Here is a 24,930-nt window from a genome sequence, read left to right as displayed (position 1 = left end):
CCCTTGAGAGGACTAGTGTGGCTACGCGGCTGGCCAGAAACATTTGGTCACTCGTCGACCCGGTCTAGCGGGTGGCAATAGCAATCGGCTCAAGGGAAATTCCAAGTGATAACAAAGATCCTGATCGCCAACCGTGGTGAGATTGCCGTACGCATCGTGCGGGCGTGCGCCGAGATGGGCATCCGCTCGGTGGCGATCTATTCCGATGCCGACCGTCACGCCTTGCACGTCAAGCGCGCCGACGAGGCTCACAGCATCGGTGCCGAGCCCCTGGCCGGCTACCTGAACCCGCGCAAACTGGTGAACCTGGCAGTCGAGACCGGTTGCGACGCCCTGCACCCCGGCTACGGTTTCCTGTCGGAAAACGCCGAACTGGCGGACATCTGCGCCGAACGTGGGATCAAGTTCATTGGCCCGTCGGCCGAAGTCATCCGCCGCATGGGCGATAAGACTGAAGCGCGCCGCAGCATGATTAAGGCCGGTGTACCGGTCACTCCGGGCACCGAAGGCAACGTTGCGGACATCGCCGAAGCGCTGACCGAAGGCGACCGCATCGGCTACCCGGTGATGCTCAAGGCCACCTCCGGTGGTGGCGGCCGCGGCATTCGCCGTTGCAACAGCCGCGAAGAACTGGAGCAAGCCTTTCCCCGGGTGATCTCCGAGGCCACCAAGGCCTTCGGCTCGGCCGAAGTGTTTCTGGAAAAGTGCATCGTCAATCCCAAGCACATCGAAGCGCAGATACTCGGTGACAGCTTTGGCAACGTGGTGCACCTGTTCGAGCGCGACTGCTCGATCCAGCGCCGCAACCAGAAGCTCATCGAAATCGCCCCCAGCCCCCAACTGACCCCGGAACAGCGCGCCTACATCGGTGACCTGTCGGTGCGTGCGGCCAAAGCGGTGGGCTACGAGAACGCCGGCACCGTGGAGTTCCTGCTCGCCGAGGGCGAGGTGTACTTCATGGAGATGAACACCCGGGTGCAGGTGGAACACACCATCACCGAAGAAATCACCGGTATCGACATCGTCCGCGAGCAGATCCGCATCGCCTCGGGCCTGCCGCTGTCGGTCAAGCAGGAAGACATCCAGCACCGTGGCTTTGCGTTGCAGTTTCGCATCAACGCCGAAGACCCGAAGAACAACTTCCTGCCCAGCTTCGGCAAGATCACCCGCTACTACGCCCCCGGCGGCCCCGGCGTGCGCACCGACACGGCGATCTACACCGGCTACACCATTCCGCCGTTCTATGACTCCATGTGCCTGAAACTGGTGGTCTGGGCCTTGACCTGGGAAGAGGCCATGGACCGTGGCTTGCGCGCCCTCGACGACATGCGCCTGCAAGGCGTGAAGACCACCGCGGCCTATTACCAGGAAATCCTGCGCAACCCGGAATTTCGCAGCGGCCAGTTCAACACCAGTTTTGTGGAAAGCCACCCTGAGCTGACCAACTACTCGATCAAGCGCAAACCCGAAGAGCTGGCCCTGGCCATCGCCGCCGCCATCGCCGCCCACGCAGGCCTATGAATGAAGCAGCTGCAAGTTTTCAGTGGTAAGCGGCAAGTTAAGAGCGGATCGGCTTTTACTTGTCGCTTGTGGCTGGAAGCTTGCCGCTAAGAGGAGATAACAATGAGCAAGAAGATCTTCGTAACCGACACGATTCTGCGCGACGCCCACCAATCGCTGTTGGCGACCCGCATGCGCACCGATGACATGCTGCCCATCTGCGACAAGCTCGACAAAGTCGGCTACTGGTCGCTGGAAGTCTGGGGTGGGGCCACGTTCGACGCCTGTGTGCGCTTTCTCAAGGAAGACCCGTGGGAGCGCCTGCGCAAGCTGCGCGCGGCATTGCCCAACACACGGCTGCAAATGCTCCTGCGCGGGCAGAACCTGCTGGGCTATCGCCACTACAGCGATGACGTGGTCAAGGCGTTCGTGGCCAAGGCTGCGGTCAACGGCATCGACGTGTTCCGTATCTTCGACGCGATGAACGACGTGCGTAACCTGCGCGTGGCCATCGAAGCGGTGAAAGCCGCCGGCAAGCACGCCCAGGGCACCATCGCCTACACCACCAGCCCGGTGCACACCATCGACGCGTTCGTGGCCCAGGCCAAGCAAATGGAAGCCATGGGGTGCGACTCGGTGGCGATCAAGGACATGGCCGGCCTGCTCACGCCTTACGCCACGGGCGAATTGGTCAAGGCGCTCAAAGCCGAGCAGTCGCTGCCGATCTTCATCCACTCCCACGACACTGCGGGCCTGGCGGCGATGTGCCAACTCAAGGCCATCGAGAACGGTGCCGACCATATCGACACGGCGATTTCCAGCTTCGCTTGGGGCACCAGCCATCCGGGCACCGAGTCGATGGTTGCGGCCCTCAAGGGCAGTGAATTCGACACCGGCCTGGACTTGGAACTGCTGCAAGAGATTGGCCTGTACTTCTACGCGGTGCGTAAGAAATACCACCAGTTCGAGAGTGAATTCACCGCGGTCGATACCCGCGTGCAAGTCAACCAAGTGCCGGGCGGGATGATTTCCAACCTGGCCAACCAGTTGAAAGAGCAGGGTGCACTCAACCGCATGAGCGAAGTGTTGGCCGAGATTCCACGGGTACGCGAAGACCTGGGTTTCCCGCCCCTGGTCACGCCAACCTCGCAGATCGTCGGCACCCAGGCGTTCTTCAACGTGCTGGCTGGCGAGCGCTACAAAACCATCACCAACGAAGTGAAGCTGTACCTGCAAGGCGGCTACGGCAAGGCGCCGGGCACTGTTGACGAGAAACTGCGCCGCCAGGCCATCGGTAGCGAAGACGTGATCGACGTGCGCCCCGCCGACTTGCTCAAGCCGGAAATGACCAAGCTGCGCGGTGAGATTGGCGCGTTGGCCAAATCCGAGGAGGACGTGCTGACTTACGCCATGTTCCCGGACATTGGCCGCAAGTTCCTCGAAGAACGCGACGCAGGCACCCTGACCCCGGAAGCCTTGCTGCCGATCCCCGAAGCGGGTGGCGTGCGCTCGGCGGGCGGTGAAGGCGTGCCGACCGAGTTCGTCATCGACGTGCACGGTGAAACCTACCGCGTGGACATCACCGGTGTCGGCGTCAAGGCCGAAGGCAAGCGCCACTTCTACCTGTCCATCGACGGCATGCCCGAAGAAGTGGTGTTCGAGCCGCTCAACGAATTTGTCGGCGGTGGCACCAGCCAGCGCAAGCAGGCCAGTACGCCAGGCCATGTCAGCATCACCATGCCGGGCAACATCGTCGATGTGCTAGTCAAGGAAGGCGACGTGGTCAAGGCCGGGCAAGCCGTGCTGATTACCGAAGCCATGAAGATGGAAACCGAAGTGCAATCGGCCATCGCGGGCAAGGTCGTGGCCATCCATGTGGCCAAGGGCGACCGGGTCAACCCGGGCGAGATACTGATCGAGATCGAAGGCTGATTTAACAGCCTTCGGCTACAACGCTTTAAACCTCGGGGGGGCATGTGCTCCCCTTTTTTTTGCGTAAAAAACTCGATTCAAGGCCGGATTCTGAATTTCTCCCGGCTGGCAATAATTTCAGTGCGGCCCAAGTGAGGCTCAGCGATCACGCTGCCCTCAGGGTAGAGCCCGGTGACTTCGTTGGGCCCGTTTTGCAGTGGCGGCGCCTTGAAGTTGACTGCGTCGGCGCTATTTCTGCTGATTTCGACCTGGGTGGCCATATTGTCTTTCTTGAATTGGACGGCGTAGAGGCCAGTCAGGGAATGGGTCTTGGGGTTTTCCAGAAATATGACTTCTCCCACCCGAACAATGCTGGGGAGTGTGGCGGGGTTTTTTGAGCTGGCCATGGTGCACCTCGTGGGCGAGGGGGCGACGGGATCAGGCTAAGCGTGGTCCTGATACCCGTCTACTGTCAGAAGTGACAGGTGTTGAGCCGTACAGTGCTTTTAGAAGCTCATCCGCCACTGCCCTGTCAGGCCATTGCTGCGGTTGTTGCTGCTCAGCTCGCCCTGATAGCCGACGCCCAAGGTGTGGTGCTCGGACAGTCTCAGGTCCAGACCAGCGGCCAGTACCAGGCTGTCACGGTCCTGGGCCGCACCTTCGATGGTGAAACCCTTGCCAGTGCTGACGAAGCTTTGGCGGGTCTTGCTTTGCAAGTCGCCGTAGGTGTGTTTCCAACCGGCGCTCAGGCTCGGCATCAGGGCCATGCCGTTGTCCAGCAGGGTGAACTGGGCGAGGCGCAGGCCGAAGGTGTTGTTCAGGTTTTGCCGGCTCTGGCGCTCGACCCGCAGGGCCGCATCGCCGCCCTTTTCCTGGTAGCTGGCGCGTTGATAGCGCTCATAGCCCAGGCTGACAAAAGGCTCGGCGCTCAGGTTGGCGCTGCCCATTTGGTAGCCCAATTCGGCGAAGGCTTGCTGGGTGCTGGAATCGAAGGAGCCCTTGAGGGTGTCGCGATAGCCCTTGAATGCCAGGTTGCGCTGCGTGTCACCGGAGTGGCTGCCATAGGTTGCGCCCAGGCGCAGCGCGAGCGGGCCGCGTTGGCCTATGGCGTAGGCGCCCAGGTACCAGTTGTCGAGGTCGGCATCGAACCGTCGGCCGTCGACCTGGGTCTGCGATTTGGCGCCCAGCAGGCCCAGGCTCCAGGTCTCGTTCACGGACCAGTCGGCGCCCACCACCACGCCATGGGTGCGTTGTTGCAGCGCACGGCTGGCGTGGGCGCGGTCGGTGGTGGTCGAGTTGCCCAGGGCCTGCACCCACACGCGACCGTTGCCGCTGTCGAACTGCGCCGGGGCATCGCTGCCCTGGCGCAGGGTGGCCAGCAGGCTGCCGACCACGGGCCGGGCGCTGTTCTGGGTAATGTTGGCCAGGTTCGCGTTGGCGCCACCGGCCAGTTGTTCCAGGGCATCGGCCGCTTGGTGCTGGGTGCTGGTGAGCAGGGCGTCCAGGGCGCCATTACCCGTGCCCGCTGGGTTGCCCCTGTTTACAGGGCTGTCAGGGGTGTTTGTGTTCTCAGTGTTAAGTGGAGTGTCTGTGTCCTCGGCGTTGCGGGGGGTGCCAGGGGCGGTTGAGTCGGGTTCCAGGCCGTTGGCGGCTTCGCGGCCGTTATCGCTGCCGGCACCGTCTTCAAGGCGCCGTTCGTTGCGGGTGTAAGCCAGGTCTACGGTCGTTTCGCTGTAGTGCAGGGCGGGCGTCAAGTAGAGCAGGTCGCTGTTCACCTCCCCAAATTCACCCTCGATCTTGCCGGCCTGGATGACGGTGAAGTACAGGGGGTCAGGGTAGGCGGTGTCGGCAGCCTTGACCGTTAATGCGGCGTTGTCGATTTTAGCGGTGCCCTCGACCTGGACCTTGGCGCCGTCGCCGTTTTGAGCGATGTCGTAAACCAGCGTCGAGCCCTCGGCAAGGGTCAGGTCCTCGCCGACCCATGCGGCGCCCTGCGTAGGATTCACGTGCAGGGTTCCTTCGACGATCAGGTTGCGGACCTTGCCGTTGCCGCCATAAGTGGCGCCCTGCGCCACGAACGCATCGCCGACGATGGTGCCCTGGTTGATGAGGGTGGCGCTATTGCGCACCAGTGCACCGAACTGGAAGTCGCCCGTGCCTTGCACTGTCCAGTTGCCTTGCGGAACGTCCAGCCCCTGGAAGTTGCGTGTCTCAGTCAAGGTGGCGCCGTGGTTGGCCTCCAGCCTCAACACATTGAACCCTTCGCCGCCATCGAAAGCGTGTTCCTGGATGCCATCGAGCTGGAGGGTCAGCAGGTCATCGTCCATGCCCAGGGCAGAGTTGAGGATGTTGTCTTTGCTGTTGGTGGCAATCAGGGTCGTCTTGATTGTGGGGTCATTGGCGAAGTCTTCCAGTAGGCCTAACACCTCGGCCACTGTCTTTGGCGGGAGTGGCGCCTGGCTTTGTTGGGCGTGGGCCATTTTCACCGTGGGCAGGGTCAGGGCGATGGCCAGGGCGAGTGCATGGGGGCTAGGTGGGAGCAAGGTCGGCATGAAGGAGGAGCCTCGTGGTTCGGGAGGCGGAACTCTACGGGGCCATGGCGGGCTATTAATGCCGGGGTTTTCCGTGGTTTTTGCGCGCTATGGCGGCATTACGTGTCGGCATTGTGGGGCGGCGGAGCAAAGTTGGCCGGTGGCCTGCTTGAGTGGCAGCTTTGCCTCACCGTGACTGCGGAAACACCTGTAGGGCGCCCCCACCCGGCCCGCCCTCCGTTGCTCCCTTCGCCGGGTTGATTGGCGCCTGTGCCATGGCGCACTGGCAGTGCGGGGGTCGCAGTCGCAGGCATCTGCATTTTATTGCGTGTGAGCACCCTGTTAACGGCGTATAAATGCATTTTAATGCACATATAAGGCACACATAGTGCAACCATCTGCACTATATTGCAGGCAACGACTTTGGACGCTCCCTCAAAGGCATCAAATTGCAGGTAACAGCCATGTTCACTTTGACACTCCAACTTTGGTCGGCAGGCGAATGGCAAGACGCCATGCTCCTGACCTTCCACGAACCGCAAGAGGGCCTGCAAAGCCGTTGTAGCTTCGGCTACCTGCAGGACTACCTAGTGGCGCACCTGGGCGATATCGGCGACCCCTTCGCCAGTGCTGTCAGTGCCAACCTGCCGTTGGACTGGAACAGCGAAGACCAGGCCAGTGCGCCGGCCTTTTTACACGACATCGCTCCGGCCGGCGCAGCCCGGCGCTTCCTGCTGGCGCGCCTGGGCCAGCAAAAGCCCGAAGGCATCAGCCCCGATTTGTTCCTGCTAGGCCGCAGCACCCCGGCGCCCATCGGCCATTTGCGCATCAAGGAGTCGTTGCAGGACGTAGATAAGCGGCTGCCCATGGGGTTTGCCCGTGACGAGGTGATCGCCCGCGACCAGCGTTTCCTGGAATACGCCTACGAGCAGGGCGCGGCGATTGGCGGTGCAACCGGGGCGGGGGGGGAGGCGCCGAAGCTGCTGCTCACCGAAAGCGTCGACGGCCTGCTGTACCCGGACGCTGTGCTCGATGACGCCGAGGCCCGGCAGCACTGGTTCGTCAAATTCGCCCGCAACAAGGGGCTGCAACTGGACCAGGACATCCTGCGTAGCGAGTTCCACTACTACAAAGCCCTGCAAACCCTGGGCATCGAGACCGTGGCCGCCGAGGGCCTGGCGCTGGAAGAGGCGAGCAAGCCGAGCCTGTGGATGCAGCGCTTTGACCGGGGCGTGACGGCCCACGGCGTCGAGCGCTTGGCCGTGGAGTCGGTCTACTCCCTGGCCGGCGTCACCACCCCTGGCAGCGCCATGAACCACGTGCAGGTGATGCAGATGCTGGCGCAACTGTGGTGGCGGGTGGAGCAGGACGAGCAAATCCCGGACCTGGTCGCCGACTACCTGCGCCGTGACCTGCTGAACAAGATACTGGGCAACTCTGATAACCACGGGCGCAACACGGCAATCATCCGCGAGGCCGACTCGGTGCGCCTGGCGCCCATCTACGACCTGGCACCGATGGTGATGGACGACGAAGGCATCACCCGCACCACCAAATGGCCCCGGGAAATCGAGCGGGCCGGGGAGGTCGATTGGCGCGCCGCGTGCGAGGCCTTGGCCGATATCGCCGATCCGCAGGACAGCTTTGAACGCCTGCGCGAAGACGCCGCGCACCTGCTGGCACTGCCCGATATCCTCGCCGACAGCGGCTTGCCCGCCGTGACGTTCAAGCACCCGAGCATAGCCCTGAAAAACCTTGGGCAACGCTTGAAAGACTGGGGGCTGCAATGAACATGACCCTACAAGAACGCGCCCGGTTCATCGACGCCATCCAGCTAGGCCTGGGCGAAGGCACGTTGCAGATCGGCGAAGCCGTGCGGCGCTTGCGGGTCGAAGTGACAGGGCTGCACCAGAGCCAATTTGCGCGCATGTGCAAAATCTCGGTGCGCACCCTGGTGCATATCGAACACGGCGAAGGCAACCAGACCCTGAAGTCGCTTAACGCAGTGTTCAAGCCATTCGGGCTGCAGATGGGCGTGGTAAAAGCCCGGCGCACGAAGGCGGGCGTTTAAACCAATGTTTATTGCTGGACCCAGCGAGGAGAAACCATGCGCGTGTGGATCGATGCCGACGCTTGCCCCAAGGCCGCGAAGGATCAAGTGGTGAAATTTGCCCTCAAGCGCCAGTTCGAGGTGTTGCTGGTGGCGGGCCAGAGCCAGATCAAACCGCCGTTCGCCTGTGTGCGGCTGATCGTGGTGCCGGCCGGGCCGGATGCGGCGGACGATTACCTGGTGGAACATGCCGTGCCCGGCGACCTGGTGATTTGCAGCGACGTACCGCTGGCTGACCGCTTGGTGAAAAAAGGCGTGGACGCCCTCGACCCACGGGGCAAACCCTTCGACGCGCAAAACATGGGCGAACGCCTGGCCGTGCGCAACCTGTTCACCGACCTGCGCGAACAAGGCCAGGCCAGCGGCGGGCAAGGGCCCTATGGCGAACGGGACAAACAGGCCTTCGCCAATAGCCTGGATCGGCTGCTGACACGGTTGATGCGGGGGGAATGACCCGGACCACATCCCTGTGGCAGCGGGCTGGGTCCGGGCGGCGATCCGACGATGGCGCCGGGTCAGGCAACGTGATGTTGGCTGGGCTCAGTCGTTTTCGTGAGTCAGCTCAAGCACGCGGTCAACCAGTTTGTTGATTCCTGCCGCCGCTTCGCCGATGGATTGGGCGAGCATGTAGGCCGGGGTGCTGACTAGTTTGCGGGCCTTGTCTTCGACGATTTCGCTGACCGCGCATTCTTCATGTTCGGCGCCCATGGCGGTGATGGCGGCGGCGGTGTCGCTGTCGTTGCCGATGGTGCAGACCACGCCCGGGCCGTAGATCTTGGCAGCGATGGCCGGGGAGATGCAGATCAGCCCCACCGGTTTGCCCGCTTCGGCAAAGGCTTCGGCCAGGGCCAGGACATCGGGCTGCACCGTGCAACCGGCGCCTTGGGTAGCGAAGTTGGACAGGTTTTTCGCCGAGCCAAAACCGCCGGGCACGATCAACGCATCGAAGTCCTCGACCCGCGCCTCGCGCACGTCCTTGACCTGGCCGCGGGCGATGCGCGCCGATTCCACCAGCACATTGCGCGACTCCGGCATTTCCTGGCCGGTCAGGTGGTTGATGACGTGCAACTGCGCAATGTCAGGGGCGAAGCACTGCACCTGCGCGCCGCGTTGGTCGAGGCGCAGCAGGGTAATCACGCTTTCGTGGATCTCGGCGCCGTCGTATACGCCACAACCGGAAAGGATCACTGCAACTTTTTTGCTCATGGGTTTTTCTCCAGGTTCATGGCGTCCAAATGTCCACTAATTTGCCGCCCGGTGCCATAGCTCAGACACCGGGTGTGTGGATTCGATCGATTGGATAGGGCGCGCGGTTACAGCGGCGGCGAGGACTCGCCGTTGGCGGCTTTTTCGGCCTGTTCGGCCCGGCAGATTTCCTTGGCCAGGCGCGCGTTCTTGACGCGGCGGCGCAGCCACAGCAACAGGCCCAGCAGGAGCAGGGCACCGAGCACCCACAATTCGTACTTCTTGATGCTGCCCAGCATGCCTTCGAGCACCGCGCCAAAGTGGTAGGCCGCCGCCGCCAGGGCCGTGGCCCAGATCGCGGCGCCGATGCCGTTGAGGATCAGGTAGCGCCCCGGTGGATAGCCGGACAGGCCAATGGCCACGGGCATCACCGTGCGCAGGCCATAGACGAAGCGAAAACTCAGCACCCAGATATCCGGGTGTTTGCGGATGTGCTCCAGCGCGCGATCGCCCATCAGTTGCCAGCGCGGTTTGCGCGCAAGCAATTTGCGCCCGTGCTTGCGACCCAGGAAGTACCACAGCTGATCGCCGGCATAGCTGCCGCAGAACGCCACCACCACCACCAGGTTGATATCCATGTATCCGCGGAACGCAAGGAAGCCGGCGAGCACCAGAATGGTTTCACCTTCAAAGAACGTGCCGAGAAAAAGGGCGAAGTAGCCGAAATCCTGAAGAAATTGTTGGAGCATTGTCTGGATGCTGGCGAAATGAACGCGCAGCCTACGCCTTCGGGCAGTGTGAGGAAAGTATCGAAATGTGTCTCGACGTGAACATTTCCTACAAAGACAATGGCTGCGGCGACCGGTCGCACGGCTGAGCGCGACTGTCATCTGTTCGTCATAATGGCCGCTTATAACTGTCACGCTCGCCCGCCAGCGCGGGCTCAGGAGTCTGCCGTGAGCTTCACCCCCGCCACTCGTGTGTTCCCCGCCACCCGCCTGCGGCGCAACCGTCGCGACGACTTTTCCCGCCGCCTGGTGCGCGAAAACCTACTGACGGTGGACGACCTGATCCTGCCGGTGTTTGTCCTCGACGGGCACAATCGCCGCGAAACCGTGGCCTCGATGCCGGGTGTGGAGCGCTTGAGCATCGACCTGCTGCTCGAAGAAGCCGCCCAGTGGGTGGAACTGGGCATACCGGCGCTGGCGCTGTTCCCGGTCACGCCCAGCGCGCTCAAGTCTCTGGACGCCGCTGAAGCCTGGAACCCCGACGGCATCGCCCAACGCGCTACCCGCGCCTTGCGCGCACGCTTTCCGCAGTTGGGGGTGATTACCGATGTGGCGCTGGACCCGTTCACCACCCACGGCCAGGACGGCATCCTCGACGACAGTGGCTACGTGCAAAACGACACCACGGTGGCCGCGCTGGTGCGCCAGGCGTTGTCCCATGCCGAGGCGGGCGCCCAGGTGGTGGCCCCGTCGGACATGATGGACGGTCGCGTGCAAGGTATTCGCGAAGCCCTTGAGCTGGCCGGCTACGTCAACGTGCGGATCATGGCCTACTCGGCCAAGTACGCCAGTGCCTACTACGGGCCGTTCCGCGATGCGGTGGGCTCGGCGCTGAACCTGGGCCAGGCGAACAAGGCCTCCTACCAGATGGACCCGGCCAACGGTAATGAAGCCCTGCACGAGGTGGCTGCGGACTTGTCAGAAGGCGCGGATATGGTCATGGTCAAGCCTGGCATGCCCTACCTCGACATCCTTTACCGGGTCAAAGAAGAATTTAAAGTGCCGACCTTTGTCTATCAGGTCAGCGGTGAATACGCCATGCACATGGCGGCCATCCAGAATGGCTGGTTGAGCGAGGGGGTTATTCTCGAATCCCTGACCGCTTTTAAACGGGCAGGCGCTGATGGCATCCTGACTTACTTTGCCGTTCGTGCTGCTCAATTGTTACGAGAGCCAAAATAGCCCTCCCAGGAACACGTCATGAATACCGAAGGACTGACTGAAGTGGCAGTAAAAGACGCTCAACCGGTGGTCGAACAGATCGTCGAAACCCCGCCGGAACTGGAGCAGGAGCTACCCGCGCCGGCCGTAGCCAGCGAGCCACAACCGGCGCCGCCGGCGATTGCGATCCCGAGCCTGGATGACAGCAGCCTGTACATCCACCGCGAGCTGTCGCAACTGCAATTCAACATCCGCGTGCTGGAACAGGCGCTGGATGAGTCCTACCCGTTGCTGGAGCGGCTCAAGTTCCTGCTGATCTTCTCCAGCAACCTGGATGAGTTCTTTGAGATCCGCGTGGCGGGCCTGAAGAAGCAGATCACCTTCGCCCGCGAACAGGCCGGCGCCGACGGCTTGCAGCCGCACCAGGCCCTGGCGCGCATCAGCGAGTTGGTGCACGGCCACGTTGACCGCCAATACGCGATCCTCAACGACATCCTGCTGCCGGAGCTGGAAAAGCACCAAGTGCGCTTCATCCGCCGCCGCCACTGGACTACCAAGATCAAAACCTGGGTGCGCCGCTACTTTCGCGACGAGATCGCGCCGATCATCACCCCCATCGGCCTGGACCCGACGCACCCGTTCCCGCTGCTGGTCAACAAGAGCCTGAACTTCATCGTCGAGCTCGAAGGCATCGACGCCTTTGGCCGCGATTCGGGCCTGGCGATCATCCCGGCGCCGCGCCTGTTGCCGCGCCTTATCAAGGTGCCGGAAGAAGTCGGCGGCGCAGGCGACAACTACGTGTTCCTGTCGTCGATGATCCACGCCCACGCCGATGACCTGTTCCAAGGCATGAAGGTCAAGGGTTGCTACCAGTTCCGCCTGACCCGTAACGCCGACCTGGCGGTCGATACCGAAGATGTCGAAGACCTGGCCCGCGCCCTGCGCGGCGAACTGTTCTCGCGCCGCTACGGCGACGCGGTGCGCCTGGAAGTGGCCGACACCTGCCCTAAACACCTGTCCGACTACCTGCTCAAGCAGTTCAACCTGCACGAGACCGAGCTGTACCAGGTCAACGGCCCGGTGAACCTGACGCGCCTGTTCAGCATCACGGGCCTGGAGAGCCAGCGCGAACTGCAATACATGCCGTTCACCCCGCAAATCCCCAAGCTTTTGCAAAACAGCGAGAACATCTTCAGCGTCGTCAGCAAGCAGGACATTTTGCTGCTGCACCCGTTCGAGTCCTTCACCCCGGTGGTCGACCTGCTGCGCCAGGCCGCCAAGGACCCGCATGTGCTGGCCGTGCGCCAGACCCTGTACCGCAGCGGTGCCAACTCGGAAATCGTCGATGCCCTGGTGGACGCCGCGCGTAACGGCAAGGAAGTCACCGCGGTGATCGAATTGCGTGCGCGTTTCGACGAAGAGTCCAACCTGCAACTGGCCAGCCGCCTGCAAGCGGCCGGCGCGGTGGTGATCTACGGCGTGGTCGGCTTCAAGACCCACGCCAAGATGATGCTGATCCTACGCCGTGAAGCGGGCGAGATCGTGCGCTACGCCCACTTGGGCACCGGCAACTACCACGCCGGTAACGCCAAGCTCTACACCGACTACAGCCTGCTGACCTCCGACGACGCCTTGTGCGAAGACGTGGGCAAACTGTTCAGCCAGTTGATCGGCATGGGCAAAACCCTGCGCATGAAAAAGCTGTTGCATGCGCCGTTCACCCTCAAGAAGGGCATGCTCGACATGATTGCCCGCGAAACCCAGTTCGCCCTCGACGGCAAACCGGCCCACATCATCGCCAAGTTCAACTCGCTGACCGATCCGAAGATCATCCGTGCGCTGTACAAGGCCAGCCAGTCGGGCGTGCGCATCGACCTGGTGGTACGCGGCATGTGCTGCCTGCGCCCAGGGATTGCCGGGGTCTCGCATAACATCCACGTGCGCTCGATCATCGGCCGCTTCCTGGAGCACACGCGGGTGTTCTACTTCCTCAACGGCGGCGAAGAGCAGATGTTCCTCTCCAGCGCCGACTGGATGGAGCGCAACCTCGACAAGCGCGTGGAGACTTGCTTCCCGGTGGAAGGCAAGAAGCTGATCCTGCGGGTCAAGAAGGAGCTGGAAAGCTACCTCACCGACAACACCCACAGCTGGAGCCTGCAATCGGACGGGCGCTACATCCGCAACACGCCCACCGGCAACCAGAACCCGCGCAGCGCCCAGGCGACCTTGCTGGAGCGCCTGAGCAACCCGGTGTTGAGCGTTCGCTGAACAAAAAAGGGGCCTGAAAAGGCCCCTTCTTCGTTGCTGCACCCGGGGCTCAATGCACGTTGAGCACAATCCCGACGCGGGTCAGCCATTCGGCTTCAAGGGCGAAGTCGGCTTGGGTCAATTGGTTTTCGTCCAGCCAGCCTGCGGGGAAGGACACTTCCAGGCTATCGCCCTGGGCATGCAGCGCCACCTGGGGCATGGCCTGGGTGCCGCGGATGTGATGGAACAGAATCGCAAAGCGCAGCAGCACGCACAGGCGGATCAGCTTGATGCCTTCGTCGCCGAACTCGGCGAATTTGTCCTTGGGGATGTTGCGGCGGTGGCCGCGCACCAGCAGGGCGAGCATTTGCTGGTCTTCGCGGGAGAAGCCGGCCAGGTCCGAGTGCTCGATCAGGTAGGCGCCGTGCTTGTGGTAGTGGTAGTGGGCGATATCTAGCCCCACTTCATGCACTTTCGCCGCCCAGCCCAGGAGTTCGCGCCAGATACCGTCCGCCAGGTCCCAGTCCGCCGCCACTTGGTCGAAGGCATGCAGGGCCTTGCGCTCGACCCGTGCTGCTTGCTCTTTGTCGACGTGGTAGCGCTCCATCAATGAGCCGAGGGTGCGTTCGCGCACGTCTTCGTGGTGGTGGCGGCCCAGCAGGTCGTACAGCACGCCTTCGCGCAGCGCGCCATCGCAGTGGTCCATGCGTTGCAGCTCGAGGGCATCGAAGATCGCTTCGAGAATCGCCAGGCCCGCCGGGAAAATGGTGCGCCGGTCAGGCTTGATGCCTTCGAAGTCGATTTTTTCCGCGTCGCCCAGTTTGAACAGCTTGCGCTTGAGCCACGCCAGGCCTTCGGCGTTGACTTCGCCGGTGCCGTGGCCGCCGGCCTTGAGCGCCAGGCCAATGGCGCGAATGGTGCCCGAGGAGCCGATGGCTTCATCCCAGGTCAGGCGATGCAAGGCATGCTCGATGCTCATGATTTCCAGGCGCGCGGCGGTGTAGGCCTGGGCGTAGCGCGCCGGGGTGATCTTGCCGTCCTTGAAATAGCGCTGGGTGTAGCTGACGCAGCCCATTTGCAGGCTCTCGCGCAGCAGCGGCTCGAAGCGTTGGCCGATGATGAACTCGGTGCTGCCGCCGCCGATGTCCGCCACCAGGCGTTTGCCCGGGGTGTCGGCCAGGGTATGGGAGACGCCGAGGTAGATCAGGCGCGCTTCTTCACGGCCGGAGATGACTTCCACCGGGTGGCCGAGGATCTCTTCGGCGCGGCGGATGAATTCGCCACGGTTGCGCGCCTCGCGCAGGGCGTTGGTGCCCACGATGCGCACCGCGCCCAGGGGCATGCCGTTTATCAATTGGGCAAAGCGCTTGAGGCAGTCGAGCCCGCGCTGCATGGATTCTTCGTTGAGGCGACGTTCGTCGTCGATGCCGGCGGCCAGTTGGACCTTCTCGCCGAGTCGCTCCAGGATGCGGATTTCACCGTTCTGGGCCTTGGCCACGACCATATGAAAGCTGTTGGAGCCCAGGTCGATAGCGGCGATCAGGGACAGATGCTTGGCTTTGGATTGCGGCATGGGTAGGGGGTCTCGGTCGAAAACTTCGCCATCGTGCCACGATCACAGGCTCGCGCCAACGCACAGTGTTGGCTGGCGTGATCTGGCTCAGGAAAAATCGACAACACGTGTAAGTAATTGGAGGTGCCGCCGTCGTCGCGGGCAAGCCCGCTCCTACAGGGAGAAGGCTGGGTACGGCTTACAGCATCCGCTCCAGCCCCACGCGGGTGCTGAACCAGGCGTTGAAGCGGCGCCACCAACTGCCCGGTTCGCGGGTCAGGGTGTGGCGCTGGCCGTGGTCTTCGGTGACCCACACCACGTCGCCGTTGTCGATTTTCGCTTCGTAGCTCAGGGCCGGGGCCATGCCTTGCAGGGCCAGGGTGCGCACGTGTTCGGCCAGTTCCGGGCTGTCCACCATGACCCCCACTTCGGTATTCCACAGCACCGAGCGCGGGTCGAAGTTGAACGAGCCGATAAAGGCGTAGCGGCGGTCGAAGATCATCGCCTTGCTGTGCAGGCTCGAATCCGAGCCCTGGCGCGAAGCGCCGCTGAACAGGCGCGGGCCGCTGCCGCCGGTGGCGCCGGGTTGGCGGCGCAGCTCGAACAGGCGCACGCCGTGCTCCAGCAGGGCCTTGCGGTAGGGCGTGTAGCCGCCGTGCACCGCCGGCACGTCGGTGGCTTCCAGGGAGTTGGTCAATAGGCTCACCGCGACCCCCGCATCGGCGCGCCCGGTGAGGTACAACAGCCCCGGTTGGCCTGGCACGAAGTAGGCGGAAATCAGGATCAACTCCTGGCTCACCCCTTGCAGCTGCGGCGCCATCTGCGTGGTCAGCAGCAGCTGCGGGTCGGGCTCGCCTCGGGCCAGGACTTTGCTCGGCGCATCCCACAGCGCCTGGTTCCAGGCCCAAATCAATTCCTTGCGCCAGAGGTCCAGGCGCGGCTCGGTGCGATAGCTCATCAGTTGCTGGAACAGCGCGTGGTTCTCGCGCCGGTTCTGCTCCAGGGAGGCTTCGAGCTGCGCGCGGGTCTTGGCCAGGTCCTTGGCCGAAGGCTGCGAGAGGAACTCATCGATGGGTTTGCTCAGGGCGCTGTTCCAGTACTGGTCGAAGCTGTGGCCCAACTGCTCGGCCACCGGCCCGACGCTGAGCATGTCGATGTCGGTGAAGTTCAGGTTGGGTTCGGCGTCGAAGTATTCGTCGCCCAGGTTGCGCCCGCCGACAATCGCCGCCGCGTTGTCGGCCAGCCACAGCTTGTTGTGCATGCGCCGGTGTTGCAGCGACAGGTTGAACAGCCGCCCCATGGCCCGCGTGACGCCGGTGCTGCGCCCCAGGTGCAGCGGGTTGAAGAGGCGGATCTGGATTTGTGGGTGGGCGGCGAGGGTGGCGATGATCTGGTCCAGGCCATCGCTGGTGGTGTCGTCCAGCAGGATGCGCACGCGCACGCCACGGTCGGCGGCCTTGAGCAACTCTTCGACGAGCATCCGCGTACTGATGCCGTCGTGCACGATGTAGTACTGCAAATCCAGGCTGCTTTGGGCGTTGCGGATCAGCTCGGCGCGGGCCATGAACGCCTCGCTGCTGTTGGACAGCAAGCGAAACCCCGAGCGGCCCTGGTGCGGCGCGGCCTGGGCCTGGATCGAGCGGCCGAACGCCGAGCCCTGGGCGGGCAGGGCCTGGCTCGGTTCGCGCGGCACGTCGAGGCTGGCGCAACCGCTGGTGGCCAACAGCAGGAAAAAGGGCAGGGCCTGGGTGAGTTTCAAGGAGTGGCCTCTGAGCGCGGCGTGGAATGTTGTTTTTCGACGCCAACCAGCGGTTAAAAGTCCGTGGTGCCTTGGGTTTCGGCCAACAACCGGGCCGCCGCCGCGCCGACTTTGCGTACCGCTTCTTCAATCTCTGCCGTCGGCTTGGCAGCGTAGTTCATCCGCAGACAATTGCGGTACTTGCCCGAGGCCGAAAAAATGCTGCCCACGGCGATCTGCACGCCTTGCTCCAGTAGCACGCGGTTGAGCTTGAGGGCGTCGAAGTTGTCCGGCAGCTCAACCCACAGCATGAAGCTGCCCTGAGGGCGGCTGGCGCGGGTGCCAGCGGGGAAATAGCGGCTGACCCAGTCGAGCATCTGGTCGCGGTTGCGCTGGTACTGCGTGCGCATGCGCCGCAAATGGGGCTCGAAATGCCCGCCCTTGAGGAATTCGGCAATGGCGATCTGCGGCTGCGGCGCGGTGGAGCCGGTGCTGATGTATTTCATGTGCAGCACCCGCTCCAGGTAACGCCCGGGTGCTACCCAGCCAATGCGCAACCCGGGGGCGAGGGTCTTGGAAAACGAACTGCACAGCAACACGCGGCCGTCTTCGTCGAAGGATTTGATGGTGCGCGGGCGCGGGTAGGTGTAGGCCAATTCGCCATACACATCGTCTTCGATGATCGCCACGTCAAAGCGTTGCGCCAGGGTCAGCAGGGCGCGTTTGCGCGACTCGGGCATGATGTAGCCCAGCGGGTTATTGCAGTTGGGGGTCAACTGTATGGCCTTGACCGGCCACTGCTCCAGGGCCAGCTCCAAGGCTTCGAGGCTGATACCGGTGAGCGGGTCGGTGGGGATCTCCAGGGCCTTCATGCCCAAACCCTTGAGGGTTTGCATGGCGCCGTGAAAGCTCGGCGAGTCGACGGCGACGATATCCCCCGGCTCGCAGATGGCGCGGATGCTGGTGGACAGCGCCTCATGGCACCCGGTGGTGATGACCAGGTCCTGGGCGCCGAGCTGGCAGCCGGAGTCGAGCATCAGGCGCGCAATCTGCTCGCGCAGCTCCAGGGTGCCGCAGATGTTGTCGTAATACAGGCCGGGCATGTCCTGGCGCCGGCTGATGCGCGCCAGGCCCCGCAGCAGGGGTTGCAGGGTGGGTGTCATCACGTCCGGCATGCCCCGGCCCATCTGTATGACGTCCTTGCGCGGCACGGCGCGCACCAGTTCCAGCACCTGGTCCCACTGCGAAATATCCACCGGCCGCTGCGCCGGGCGGCCCACGGCGGGCAGCTCCGGTAGCTCGCGGCCCACCGGCACGAAATAGCCGGACTTGGGCTTGGGCGTGGCCAGGCCGCTGTCTTCGAGCATGCGATAGGCCTGCTGCACCGTGCTCAGGCTGACCCCGTGTTCCGCGCTCAGGGCCCGCACCGAGGGCAAGCGGTCGCCGGGGCGGTAGAAGCCCTGCTCGATGCGGGTGCCCAGCAGTTCGGCGAGATTCACGTAGAGGGTCATGGCGGCTCCGGTGTGTCTGCTTCGGCGACCCGTACAGATGGGCCGAAAACGGGGGATTCAGTGGGCAAAGCGGGAAAACTGTATGGAGATAATAGGCGGCGGTTGAATCTGTATCGATTTTCGCCGCCCGCGCATCATGAAAGCTCTCGCTACCCAAGTAAACAGGAGCAATCACCATGAATGGTTTAAGCGATGTGCGGCTGGCGCTACACAGTCAGGAGCTGGCGGCAGCACGGAACACCGGCGCGCGTGCCGGCGCACTGCGCAACGCGCCGCTCGGCCTCGGCCGCTGGGGGCTGTTGTGGCATCGCCTGAACACCCGCAAGGCCCTGCTGGAACTGAGCGCCGAACAACTGCGCGACGTCGGCCTGAGCCGCGAACAGGCGCGTGAGGAAGGGTTGAAACCGTTTTGGCGGGTGTGATTTCAATCCTGAACCCTGTGGGAGCGGGCCTTGCCCGCGATGGCGCCGCCGAGGTGCCTGAGCCCCCGAGCGTGGGATCGCCACCCCGCAGGCTCAACCGTCTATCAAAACCGCTCTTTAAGCCGGTGCCACAACATGCCCAGCGCCAGCAGCGGCGAGCGCAAGTGTTTGCCGCCGGGGAAGGTCATGTGGGGCACCTTGGCGAACAGGTCGAAACCGCCGCCCTGCTGGCCGCTGATGGCTTCGCCCAGGAGCTTGCCGGCCAGGTGTGTGGCGTTGAGGCCGTGGCCGGAATAGGCCTGGGCGTAATACACATTGGGTTGCTCGGCGAGGCGGCCGATCTGCGGCAGGCGATTGGCGCCGATGCCGATCATGCCGCCCCACTGGTAGTCGATCTTCACCCCGGCCAGGTGGGGGAACACTTCAAGCATTTTCGGCCGCATGTAGGCGCCGATGTCCTGCGGGTCGCGGCCCGAATAGTGGCAGGCACCGCCGAACAGCAGGCGCCGGTCGGCCGAGAGGCGGTAGTAGTCCAGTGCCACCCGTTGATCGCACACCGCCATGTTTTGCGGCAGCAAGGCGTGGGCCTGTTCCGCGCTCAAGGGCTCGGTGGCGATGATGTAGCTGCCGGCTGCTAGCACTTTGCCGCTTAGGTGCGGGTTGAGGTCGTTGAGGTAGGCGTTGCAGCCCAGCACCAGGGTGTTGGCGCGCACCGTGCCTTGGGCAGTGTGCACGCGCACCTGCGGGCCGTAATCGATGCGGGTGACCGCCGATTGCTCGAATAGCCGCACCCCCAGTTGTTGCGCCACCATTGCTTCACCCAGCGCCAGGTTGAGCGGGTGCAAGTGCCCCGAACCCATGTCGATCAAGCCGCCGACGTAGCGTTCGGAGCCCACCACGCTGTGCATCTCGTTGGCCTGCAACAGCCGCGTTTCGTGGCGATAGCCCAGGCTGCGCAGTTCGGCGGCGTCTTCGGCGAAGCCTTCCAGGTCGCCGGGTTTGTTGGCCAGGTCGCAGTAGCCCCAGGTCAGGTCGCAGTCGATCTGGAAGCGCTCCACCCGCTGGCGCACGATTTCCACGGCCTCCAGGCCCATGAGTTTCATTTGGCGCACGCCGTCGTTGCCGATCACGTTGGCGAACTGGTCGAGGCCATGCCCCACGCCGCGGATCAACTGCCCGCCATTGCGCCCGCTGGCGCCCCAGCCGATCTTGCGCGCCTCCAGCAGCACCACGCTGAACCCGCGCTGCGCCAGCTCGATGGCGGTGTTGAGCCCGGAGAACCCACCGCCAACCACGCACACGTCCGCCACCTGCTCGCCCGTGAGCGCCGGGTGGTCGGGCTGGGGCAGGCTGCTGGCGGCGTAATAAGAAGCGGTGTGTTGGGCGGGAACAGGTGAGTGTGCACGGGCATTCATGTGCGTAATCCTGATTATTGTGTTTAAAAAATTTTACGGAGCATAAGCCGGACCTTTCGCGGGCGGCAACACTGGTCGGCCCGCGCTGTCTGCGCCGGGGGTTTTAAGGCAAAATCCGGGCCTTCTCGTTTTTCAGGTCGCGCTTGCATGAGCTGCAACAGTCAGAAAGTCCGCTACCTGCGCCAGCAGATTCCCTCGTTCGAGTGCGTCCCCGGTTGCCACGACTGCTGTGGGCCGGTGACCACCTCGCCGGAGGAAATGGCGCGCCTGCCGCGCAAGACCGCCGCCGAGCAGGACGCGGCCATGGACGAGCTCAACTGCGTACACCTGGGCCCCCACGGTTGCACGGTGTACGACGAACGCCCGCTGATCTGCCGCTTGTTTGGCACCACCGCCACCCTGCCATGCCCCAACGGCCGCCGCCCGGTGGAACTGATCCACCCGCGGGTTGAAAAGCAGATCCACGAGTACATGGCCAGTACGCGGCAGGTGTTGGTTTAGCGCGGTGTTGGTGGGTTGACGGTATCCATCTATCGGCTGTACCGGCGCCATCGCGGGCAGGGCCCGCTCCTACAGTTGAGCTGTGGTGTGGGGTGGGATTTTCACTTTTCCTCTGTGGTCGCGGGCGAGCTCGGCTCAATCGGCAATCGGTAGGCTCAGGCTCTCTTTGACTTCTTCCATCACGATGTAGCTCTTGGATTCGCGCACGTGGGGCAGCTTGAGGAGGATGTCGCCCAGCAGCTTGCGGTACGAGGCCATCTCGGAAATCCGCGCCTTGACCAGATAGTCGAAATCCCCCGACACCAGGTGGCACTCCAGTACATGGGGCAACTTCAGCACGGCGCGTCGGAATTCGTCGAAGGTATCGCCAGATTTGTAGTCGAGGCTGATCTCGACAAACACCAGCAGGCTGCCCTTCAGGTGCTGCGGGTTGAGCCGGGCGTTGTAGCCCATGATGATGCCTTCGCGCTCCAGGCGCCGGACCCGCTCGGTGCAGGGCGTTGTCGACAAACCGACCTTCTCTCCCAACTCGGTGAACGAGATGCGCCCGTCCGCTTGCAGGATGCGCAGGATGTTGCGGTCGATCTTGTCCAGCTCGCGCTTGGTCTGGGTGTTGGTACGCATAGGCGATGCGCCTCCGTGAAAAGGGTTTTTGCCGAGAATTCTCGCCAAATATAGGCGCTTATATAGTGAAAAGCACTGGCGGATCTTTCTTACACTGCCCGCAACTTTGCTCGAATAACAAACGTCAGCGGCTCGCCGCGATGAGGGATACGAAAATGCGCGTTCTGGTCTTGGGTAGCGGCGTCATCGGTACGGCCAGTGCCTACTATTTGGCGCGGGCCGGTTTTGAAGTGGTGGTCGTCGATCGCCAGCCCGCCGCTGCCATGGAAACCAGCTTCGCCAACGCCGGCCAGGTCTCGCCGGGCTATGCCTCGCCCTGGGCCGCGCCGGGCGTGCCGCTCAAGGCCATCAAGTGGCTGCTGCAACGCCACGCGCCGCTGGCCATCAAGGCCACCGCCGATATCGGCCAATACCTGTGGATGGCGCAGATGCTGCGCAACTGCACGGCCAACCGCTATGCGGTGAACAAAGAGCGCATGGTGCGCCTGTCCGAGTACAGCCGCGATTGCCTCGACGAATTGCGCGCCGAAACCGGCATTGCCTATGAAGGCCGCAGCCTGGGCACGACCCAGTTGTTCCGCACCCAGGCCCAGCTCGACGGCGCGGCCAAGGATATTGCCGTGCTGCAAGAGTCCGGCGTGCCGTTCGAGCTGCTCGACCGTGAAGGCATCGCCCGCGTGGAGCCGGCCCTGGCCAGCGTTACCGATATCCTCGCCGGCGCTCTGCGCCTGCCCAACGATCAGACCGGCGACTGCCAGATCTTCACCACGCGCCTAGCGGAAATGGCTGTGAAGCTGGGGGTGGAATTCCGCTTTGGCCAGGACATCCAGAGCCTGGACCACGCGGGCGACCGCATCAACGGCGTGTGGATCGACGGCAAGCTGGAAACCGCCGACCGCTACGTGCTGGCCCTGGGCAGCTATTCGCCGCAACTGCTCAAGCCCCTGGGCATCAAGGCCCCGGTGTATCCACTCAAGGGTTACTCCCTGACCGTGCCGATCACAAACCCGGCGATGGCACCGACCTCGACCATCCTCGACGAAACCTACAAGGTCGCCATCACCCGTTTCGACAACCGCATCCGCGTGGGCGGCATGGCCGAGATCGCCGGTTTCGACCTGTCGCTCAACCCGCGCCGGCGCGAAACCCTGGAGATGATCGTCAACGACCTCTACCCCCAGGGCGGCGACCTGGCCCAAGCCAGTTTCTGGACCGGCCTGCGCCCCACCACCCCGGACGGCACGCCGATTGTGGGCGCCACGCCGTTTCGCAACCTGTTCCTGAACACCGGACACGGTACACTCGGCTGGACCATGGCCTGTGGCTCTGGTCGCCTGTTGGCCGATCTGATGGCGAAGAAAACCCCGCAGATCAGCGCCGAAGGCCTCGATATTTCCCGTTACGGCAATCACCAGGAGGCGACACCCCATGTCAATCCAGCGCCAGCTCACCAATGAGCGCATGAGCCAGATCGTCGTTCACAACGGCACGGTGTACCTGGCCGGGCAAGTGGCCGACGACCTGGATAGCGGGATCGAGCAACAGACCCGTGAAGTGCTGGGCAACCTCGAGCGTTTGCTGGACCTGGCCGGGACCGACAAGAACCGCCTGTTGTCGGTGACCATCTACCTGAAGCACGTCGCCGATTTCGCCGGCATGAACGCGGTGTGGGACAAGTGGCTGCCCAAAGGCGTGGCACCTGCCCGGGCCACGGTGGAAGCCAACCTGTGCGAGCCGCGCATCCTGATCGAGTTGTCGGTCGTGGCCGCTTTGCCGTAACAACGATCCCTCTTGCGGTGCTGTCGCAGGCCCAGGCCTGCGGCTCGCACCGCTTTTTATTTCCCATGTCTGCCTAGAAGCCTGCCGCCATGCGCCCTGCCCGTGCCCTGATCGACCTCCAAGCCCTGCGTCACAATTACCAACTGGCCCGCGAAGTGACGGGCGCCAAGGCACTGGCCGTCATCAAGGCTGACGCCTATGGCCATGGTGCGGTGCGCTGCGCCCAAGCCTTGGAGGGCGAGGCGGACGGTTTCGCCGTTGCCTGCATCGAGGAAGCCCTGGAACTGCGGGCCGCGGGCATCCGTGCGCCGGTGCTGCTGCTGGAAGGTTTTTTCGAGGCTGACGAGTTGGCACTGATCGTCGAACACGACTTTTGGTGCGTGGTGCATTCACTGTGGCAACTGGAGGCGATTGAGCAGGCGTCGGTGGCCAAGCCGCTGAATATCTGGCTCAAGCTCGATTCCGGCATGCACCGCGTGGGCTTGCACCCCGACGACTACCAGAACGCTTACCAACGGCTGCTAGCCAGCGGCAAAGTGGCGAAAATCGTGCTGATGAGCCATTTCGCCCGCGCTGATGAACTGGACAGCGCCGCCAGTGCCCGGCAAGTCGAAGTGTTCGAGGCGGCCCGCGAGGGCCTGTCGGCGCAGATCAGCCTGCGCAACTCGCCGGCGGTGCTGGGCTGGCCGAACATCCCCAGCGACTGGGTGCGCCCGGGCATCATGCTGTACGGCGCCACGCCTTTCGAGCAGCAGCAGGCATTGGCCGCGCGCCTGCAACCGGTGATGAGCCTGGAATCGAAGGTGATTTGCGTGCGCGAACTGCCGGCCGGTGAGCCGGTGGGTTATGGCGCGCAGTTCATCGCGCCGCGGCCGATGCGCATCGGCGTGGTCGCCATGGGCTATGCCGATGGTTACCCGCGCCAGGCGCCGACCGGTACCCCGGTGCTGGTGGCCGGCCAGCGCAGCCAATTGCTGGGCCGGGTGTCGATGGACATGCTGTGCATCGACCTGACCGATGTACCCCAGGCGGGCCTCGGCTCACCGGTGGAGCTGTGGGGCAAGCACATCCTCGCCAGCGACGTCGCGGCCGCTGCCGGCACCATTCCCTACCAGATCTTCTGCAACCTGCGCCGCGTGCCAAGGCTCTATAGCGGTAGCTAGCGGTGAGTGGGCCGCGGCACTGCCGAACGGCCCGGGTGGATTGCGCCCCAAGTGTTGTAAATACTGAACGCTGTCGCCATGATACCGCTCATTATTCATACAACCTGAATCCTGGGAGGCTAATGCATTGGACGTCGGTGAACGACTGCAATCCATCCGTAAACTGAAAGGTCTTTCGCAGCGTGAGCTCGCCAAACGGGCGGGCGTCACCAATAGCACCATTTCGATGATCGAGAAAAACAGTGTCAGCCCCTCCATCAGCTCCTTGCGCAAGGTGCTGGGCGGCATTCCCATGTCCATGGTCGAGTTCTTCTCCGAAGAAATCCTGCAGGAGAAACCGACCCAGGTTGTTTATAAAGCCAACGAACTGATCGATATTTCCGATGGCGCCGTGACCATGAAGCTGGTGGGCAAGGCCCATCCGAGCCGTGCCATCGCGTTTCTCAGTGAGATTTACCCGCCGGGTGCCGATACGGGTGAAGAAATGCTCGTCCACGAAGGCGAGGAAACCGGGATTCTGCTCGAAGGACGGCTTGAACTGGTGGTGGGGCTTGAGACTTTTATCCTCGAAGCCGGCGACAGCTACTACTTTGAAAGCACCAAGCCCCATCGTTTTCGCAACCCGTTCGATGCGCCGGCGCGACTAATCAGCGCAGCCACGCCCGCGAACTTCTAAGAAAAGAGGCGTCCTGCAAGGCTTGCAGAGGTGCCCGAAGCTGTACATCGCTGCGCTTAATCTCCCCTTCGACTTTAGGGTTGTTTCAGTGTGGCGGGACAACCGTTATACTTTCG

22 protein-coding genes are annotated in these 24,930 nt (G+C 63.3%); 13 read left to right on the top strand and 9 right to left on the bottom strand.

Annotation, left to right across the window (positions count from 1 at the left end):
- Positions 1-105 precede the first annotated feature (105 nt).
- Together CKW13_RS14280 and oadA are read left to right on the top strand one after the other, a co-directional pair.
- Entirely contained in the window at positions 106-1,521 is a 1,416-nt protein-coding gene (locus CKW13_RS14280; RefSeq protein WP_095109269.1) for an acetyl-CoA carboxylase biotin carboxylase subunit, read from the top strand.
- A gap of 102 nt (positions 1,522-1,623) precedes the next feature.
- A complete protein-coding gene (gene oadA, locus CKW13_RS14275) occupies positions 1,624-3,432 on the top strand; it encodes a sodium-extruding oxaloacetate decarboxylase subunit alpha (protein ID WP_095109268.1) in 1,809 nt (602 codons plus the stop codon).
- A gap of 77 nt (positions 3,433-3,509) precedes the next feature.
- On the opposite strand, the gene CKW13_RS14270 is transcribed toward oadA, so the two are convergent.
- On the bottom strand, positions 3,510-3,818 hold the full coding sequence (locus CKW13_RS14270; protein WP_095109267.1) for a hypothetical protein: 309 nt from the start codon (positions 3,816-3,818) through the stop codon (positions 3,510-3,512).
- Positions 3,819-3,917: 99 nt separating this feature from the next.
- Positions 3,918-5,963, bottom strand: a complete 2,046-nt coding sequence (locus CKW13_RS14265) for an autotransporter domain-containing protein (RefSeq protein WP_095109266.1) — start codon at positions 5,961-5,963, stop codon at positions 3,918-3,920.
- 443 nt (positions 5,964-6,406) lie between these two features.
- Here CKW13_RS14265 and CKW13_RS14260 point away from each other — a divergent pair, with 443 nt between their 5' ends.
- From CKW13_RS14260 to CKW13_RS14250, 3 genes are read left to right on the top strand one after another with little or no spacing between them, the layout of a single operon-like run.
- On the top strand, positions 6,407-7,732 hold the full coding sequence (locus tag CKW13_RS14260; RefSeq protein WP_095109265.1) for a type II toxin-antitoxin system HipA family toxin: 1,326 nt from the start codon (positions 6,407-6,409) through the stop codon (positions 7,730-7,732).
- The gene (locus CKW13_RS14255) at positions 7,729-8,013 is read left to right on the top strand and encodes a helix-turn-helix domain-containing protein (protein ID WP_095109264.1); all 285 of its coding nucleotides are present in this window, start codon (positions 7,729-7,731) and stop codon (positions 8,011-8,013) included. The genes CKW13_RS14260 and CKW13_RS14255 overlap by 4 nt, the downstream gene beginning before the upstream one ends.
- 36 nt (positions 8,014-8,049) lie before the next feature.
- Positions 8,050-8,505, top strand: a complete 456-nt coding sequence (locus CKW13_RS14250; RefSeq protein ID WP_095109263.1) for a YaiI/YqxD family protein — start codon at positions 8,050-8,052, stop codon at positions 8,503-8,505.
- An 87-nt stretch (positions 8,506-8,592) separates the two neighbouring features.
- Here CKW13_RS14250 and elbB read toward each other — a convergent pair whose 3' ends face one another.
- Together elbB and CKW13_RS14240 are read right to left on the bottom strand one after the other, a co-directional pair.
- The gene (gene elbB / locus CKW13_RS14245; RefSeq protein WP_095109262.1) at positions 8,593-9,258 is read right to left on the bottom strand and encodes an isoprenoid biosynthesis glyoxalase ElbB; all 666 of its coding nucleotides are present in this window, start codon (positions 9,256-9,258) and stop codon (positions 8,593-8,595) included.
- 107 nt (positions 9,259-9,365) lie between these two features.
- The gene (locus tag CKW13_RS14240; RefSeq protein WP_095109261.1) at positions 9,366-9,986 is read right to left on the bottom strand and encodes a DedA family protein; all 621 of its coding nucleotides are present in this window, start codon (positions 9,984-9,986) and stop codon (positions 9,366-9,368) included.
- Positions 9,987-10,193: 207 nt separating this feature from the next.
- On the opposite strand from CKW13_RS14240, the gene hemB reads away from it, so the two are divergent.
- Together hemB and ppk1 are read left to right on the top strand one after the other, a co-directional pair.
- Positions 10,194-11,207: a porphobilinogen synthase gene (gene hemB / locus CKW13_RS14235; RefSeq protein WP_095109260.1), complete on the top strand. Its 1,014-nt coding sequence runs from the start codon at positions 10,194-10,196 to the stop codon at positions 11,205-11,207.
- 18 nt (positions 11,208-11,225) lie between these two features.
- Positions 11,226-13,454 carry a polyphosphate kinase 1 gene (gene ppk1, locus CKW13_RS14230; RefSeq protein WP_095109259.1) on the top strand — a complete coding sequence of 743 codons (2,229 nt, stop codon included), beginning with the start codon at positions 11,226-11,228 and terminating at the stop codon, positions 13,452-13,454.
- A 49-nt stretch (positions 13,455-13,503) separates the two neighbouring features.
- On the opposite strand, the gene ppx is transcribed toward ppk1, so the two are convergent.
- From ppx to CKW13_RS14215, 3 genes are all read right to left on the bottom strand, one after another.
- Positions 13,504-15,006: an exopolyphosphatase gene (gene ppx, locus CKW13_RS14225; RefSeq protein WP_095109258.1), complete on the bottom strand. Its 1,503-nt coding sequence runs from the start codon at positions 15,004-15,006 to the stop codon at positions 13,504-13,506.
- Between the two features lie 178 nt (positions 15,007-15,184).
- Positions 15,185-16,744 (bottom strand): phospholipase D family protein, encoded by a 1,560-nt coding sequence (locus CKW13_RS14220; protein WP_095109257.1) that lies wholly within the window; start codon positions 16,742-16,744, stop codon positions 15,185-15,187.
- 53 nt (positions 16,745-16,797) lie between these two features.
- A complete protein-coding gene (locus CKW13_RS14215) occupies positions 16,798-18,234 on the bottom strand; it encodes a PLP-dependent aminotransferase family protein (RefSeq protein ID WP_095109256.1) in 1,437 nt (478 codons plus the stop codon).
- A gap of 176 nt (positions 18,235-18,410) precedes the next feature.
- Between CKW13_RS14215 and CKW13_RS14210 the strand changes: the two genes are divergently transcribed.
- Positions 18,411-18,656, top strand: coding sequence for a DUF1127 domain-containing protein (locus CKW13_RS14210; RefSeq protein ID WP_095109255.1), 246 nt, complete (start codon positions 18,411-18,413; stop codon positions 18,654-18,656).
- A 104-nt stretch (positions 18,657-18,760) separates the two neighbouring features.
- On the opposite strand, the gene CKW13_RS14205 is transcribed toward CKW13_RS14210, so the two are convergent.
- Positions 18,761-20,071 (bottom strand): FAD-binding oxidoreductase, encoded by a 1,311-nt coding sequence (locus tag CKW13_RS14205; protein ID WP_095109254.1) that lies wholly within the window; start codon positions 20,069-20,071, stop codon positions 18,761-18,763.
- A 147-nt stretch (positions 20,072-20,218) separates the two neighbouring features.
- Here CKW13_RS14205 and CKW13_RS14200 point away from each other — a divergent pair, with 147 nt between their 5' ends.
- Positions 20,219-20,572 (top strand): YkgJ family cysteine cluster protein, encoded by a 354-nt coding sequence (locus CKW13_RS14200; RefSeq protein WP_095109253.1) that lies wholly within the window; start codon positions 20,219-20,221, stop codon positions 20,570-20,572.
- Between the two features lie 135 nt (positions 20,573-20,707).
- Here the strand turns inward: CKW13_RS14200 and CKW13_RS14195 are convergent, their stop codons facing one another.
- Positions 20,708-21,196 carry an Lrp/AsnC ligand binding domain-containing protein gene (locus CKW13_RS14195; protein ID WP_095109252.1) on the bottom strand — a complete coding sequence of 163 codons (489 nt, stop codon included), beginning with the start codon at positions 21,194-21,196 and terminating at the stop codon, positions 20,708-20,710.
- A 155-nt stretch (positions 21,197-21,351) separates the two neighbouring features.
- Between CKW13_RS14195 and dadA the strand changes: the two genes are divergently transcribed.
- The 4 genes from dadA (at position 21,352) to CKW13_RS14175 (ending at position 24,814) form a co-directional block, all read left to right on the top strand.
- Positions 21,352-22,653, top strand: coding sequence for a D-amino acid dehydrogenase (dadA, locus tag CKW13_RS14190; protein WP_095109251.1), 1,302 nt, complete (start codon positions 21,352-21,354; stop codon positions 22,651-22,653).
- A complete protein-coding gene (locus tag CKW13_RS14185; protein WP_095109250.1) occupies positions 22,625-22,975 on the top strand; it encodes a RidA family protein in 351 nt (116 codons plus the stop codon). The genes dadA and CKW13_RS14185 overlap by 29 nt, the downstream gene beginning before the upstream one ends.
- Positions 22,976-23,064: 89 nt before the next feature.
- Entirely contained in the window at positions 23,065-24,138 is a 1,074-nt protein-coding gene (gene alr / locus CKW13_RS14180) for an alanine racemase (protein ID WP_095109249.1), read from the top strand.
- Between the two features lie 127 nt (positions 24,139-24,265).
- On the top strand, positions 24,266-24,814 hold the full coding sequence (locus CKW13_RS14175) for a cupin domain-containing protein (protein ID WP_095109248.1): 549 nt from the start codon (positions 24,266-24,268) through the stop codon (positions 24,812-24,814).
- Positions 24,815-24,930: the final 116 nt, after the last annotated feature.

It is taken from the genome of Pseudomonas sp. Irchel 3E20, assembly GCF_900187645.1.
Classification (GTDB): domain Bacteria; phylum Pseudomonadota; class Gammaproteobacteria; order Pseudomonadales; family Pseudomonadaceae; genus Aquipseudomonas.
The sequence above is the reverse complement of the archived record's forward strand: the minus strand, read 5'-3'. Positions and strand labels throughout refer to the sequence as shown.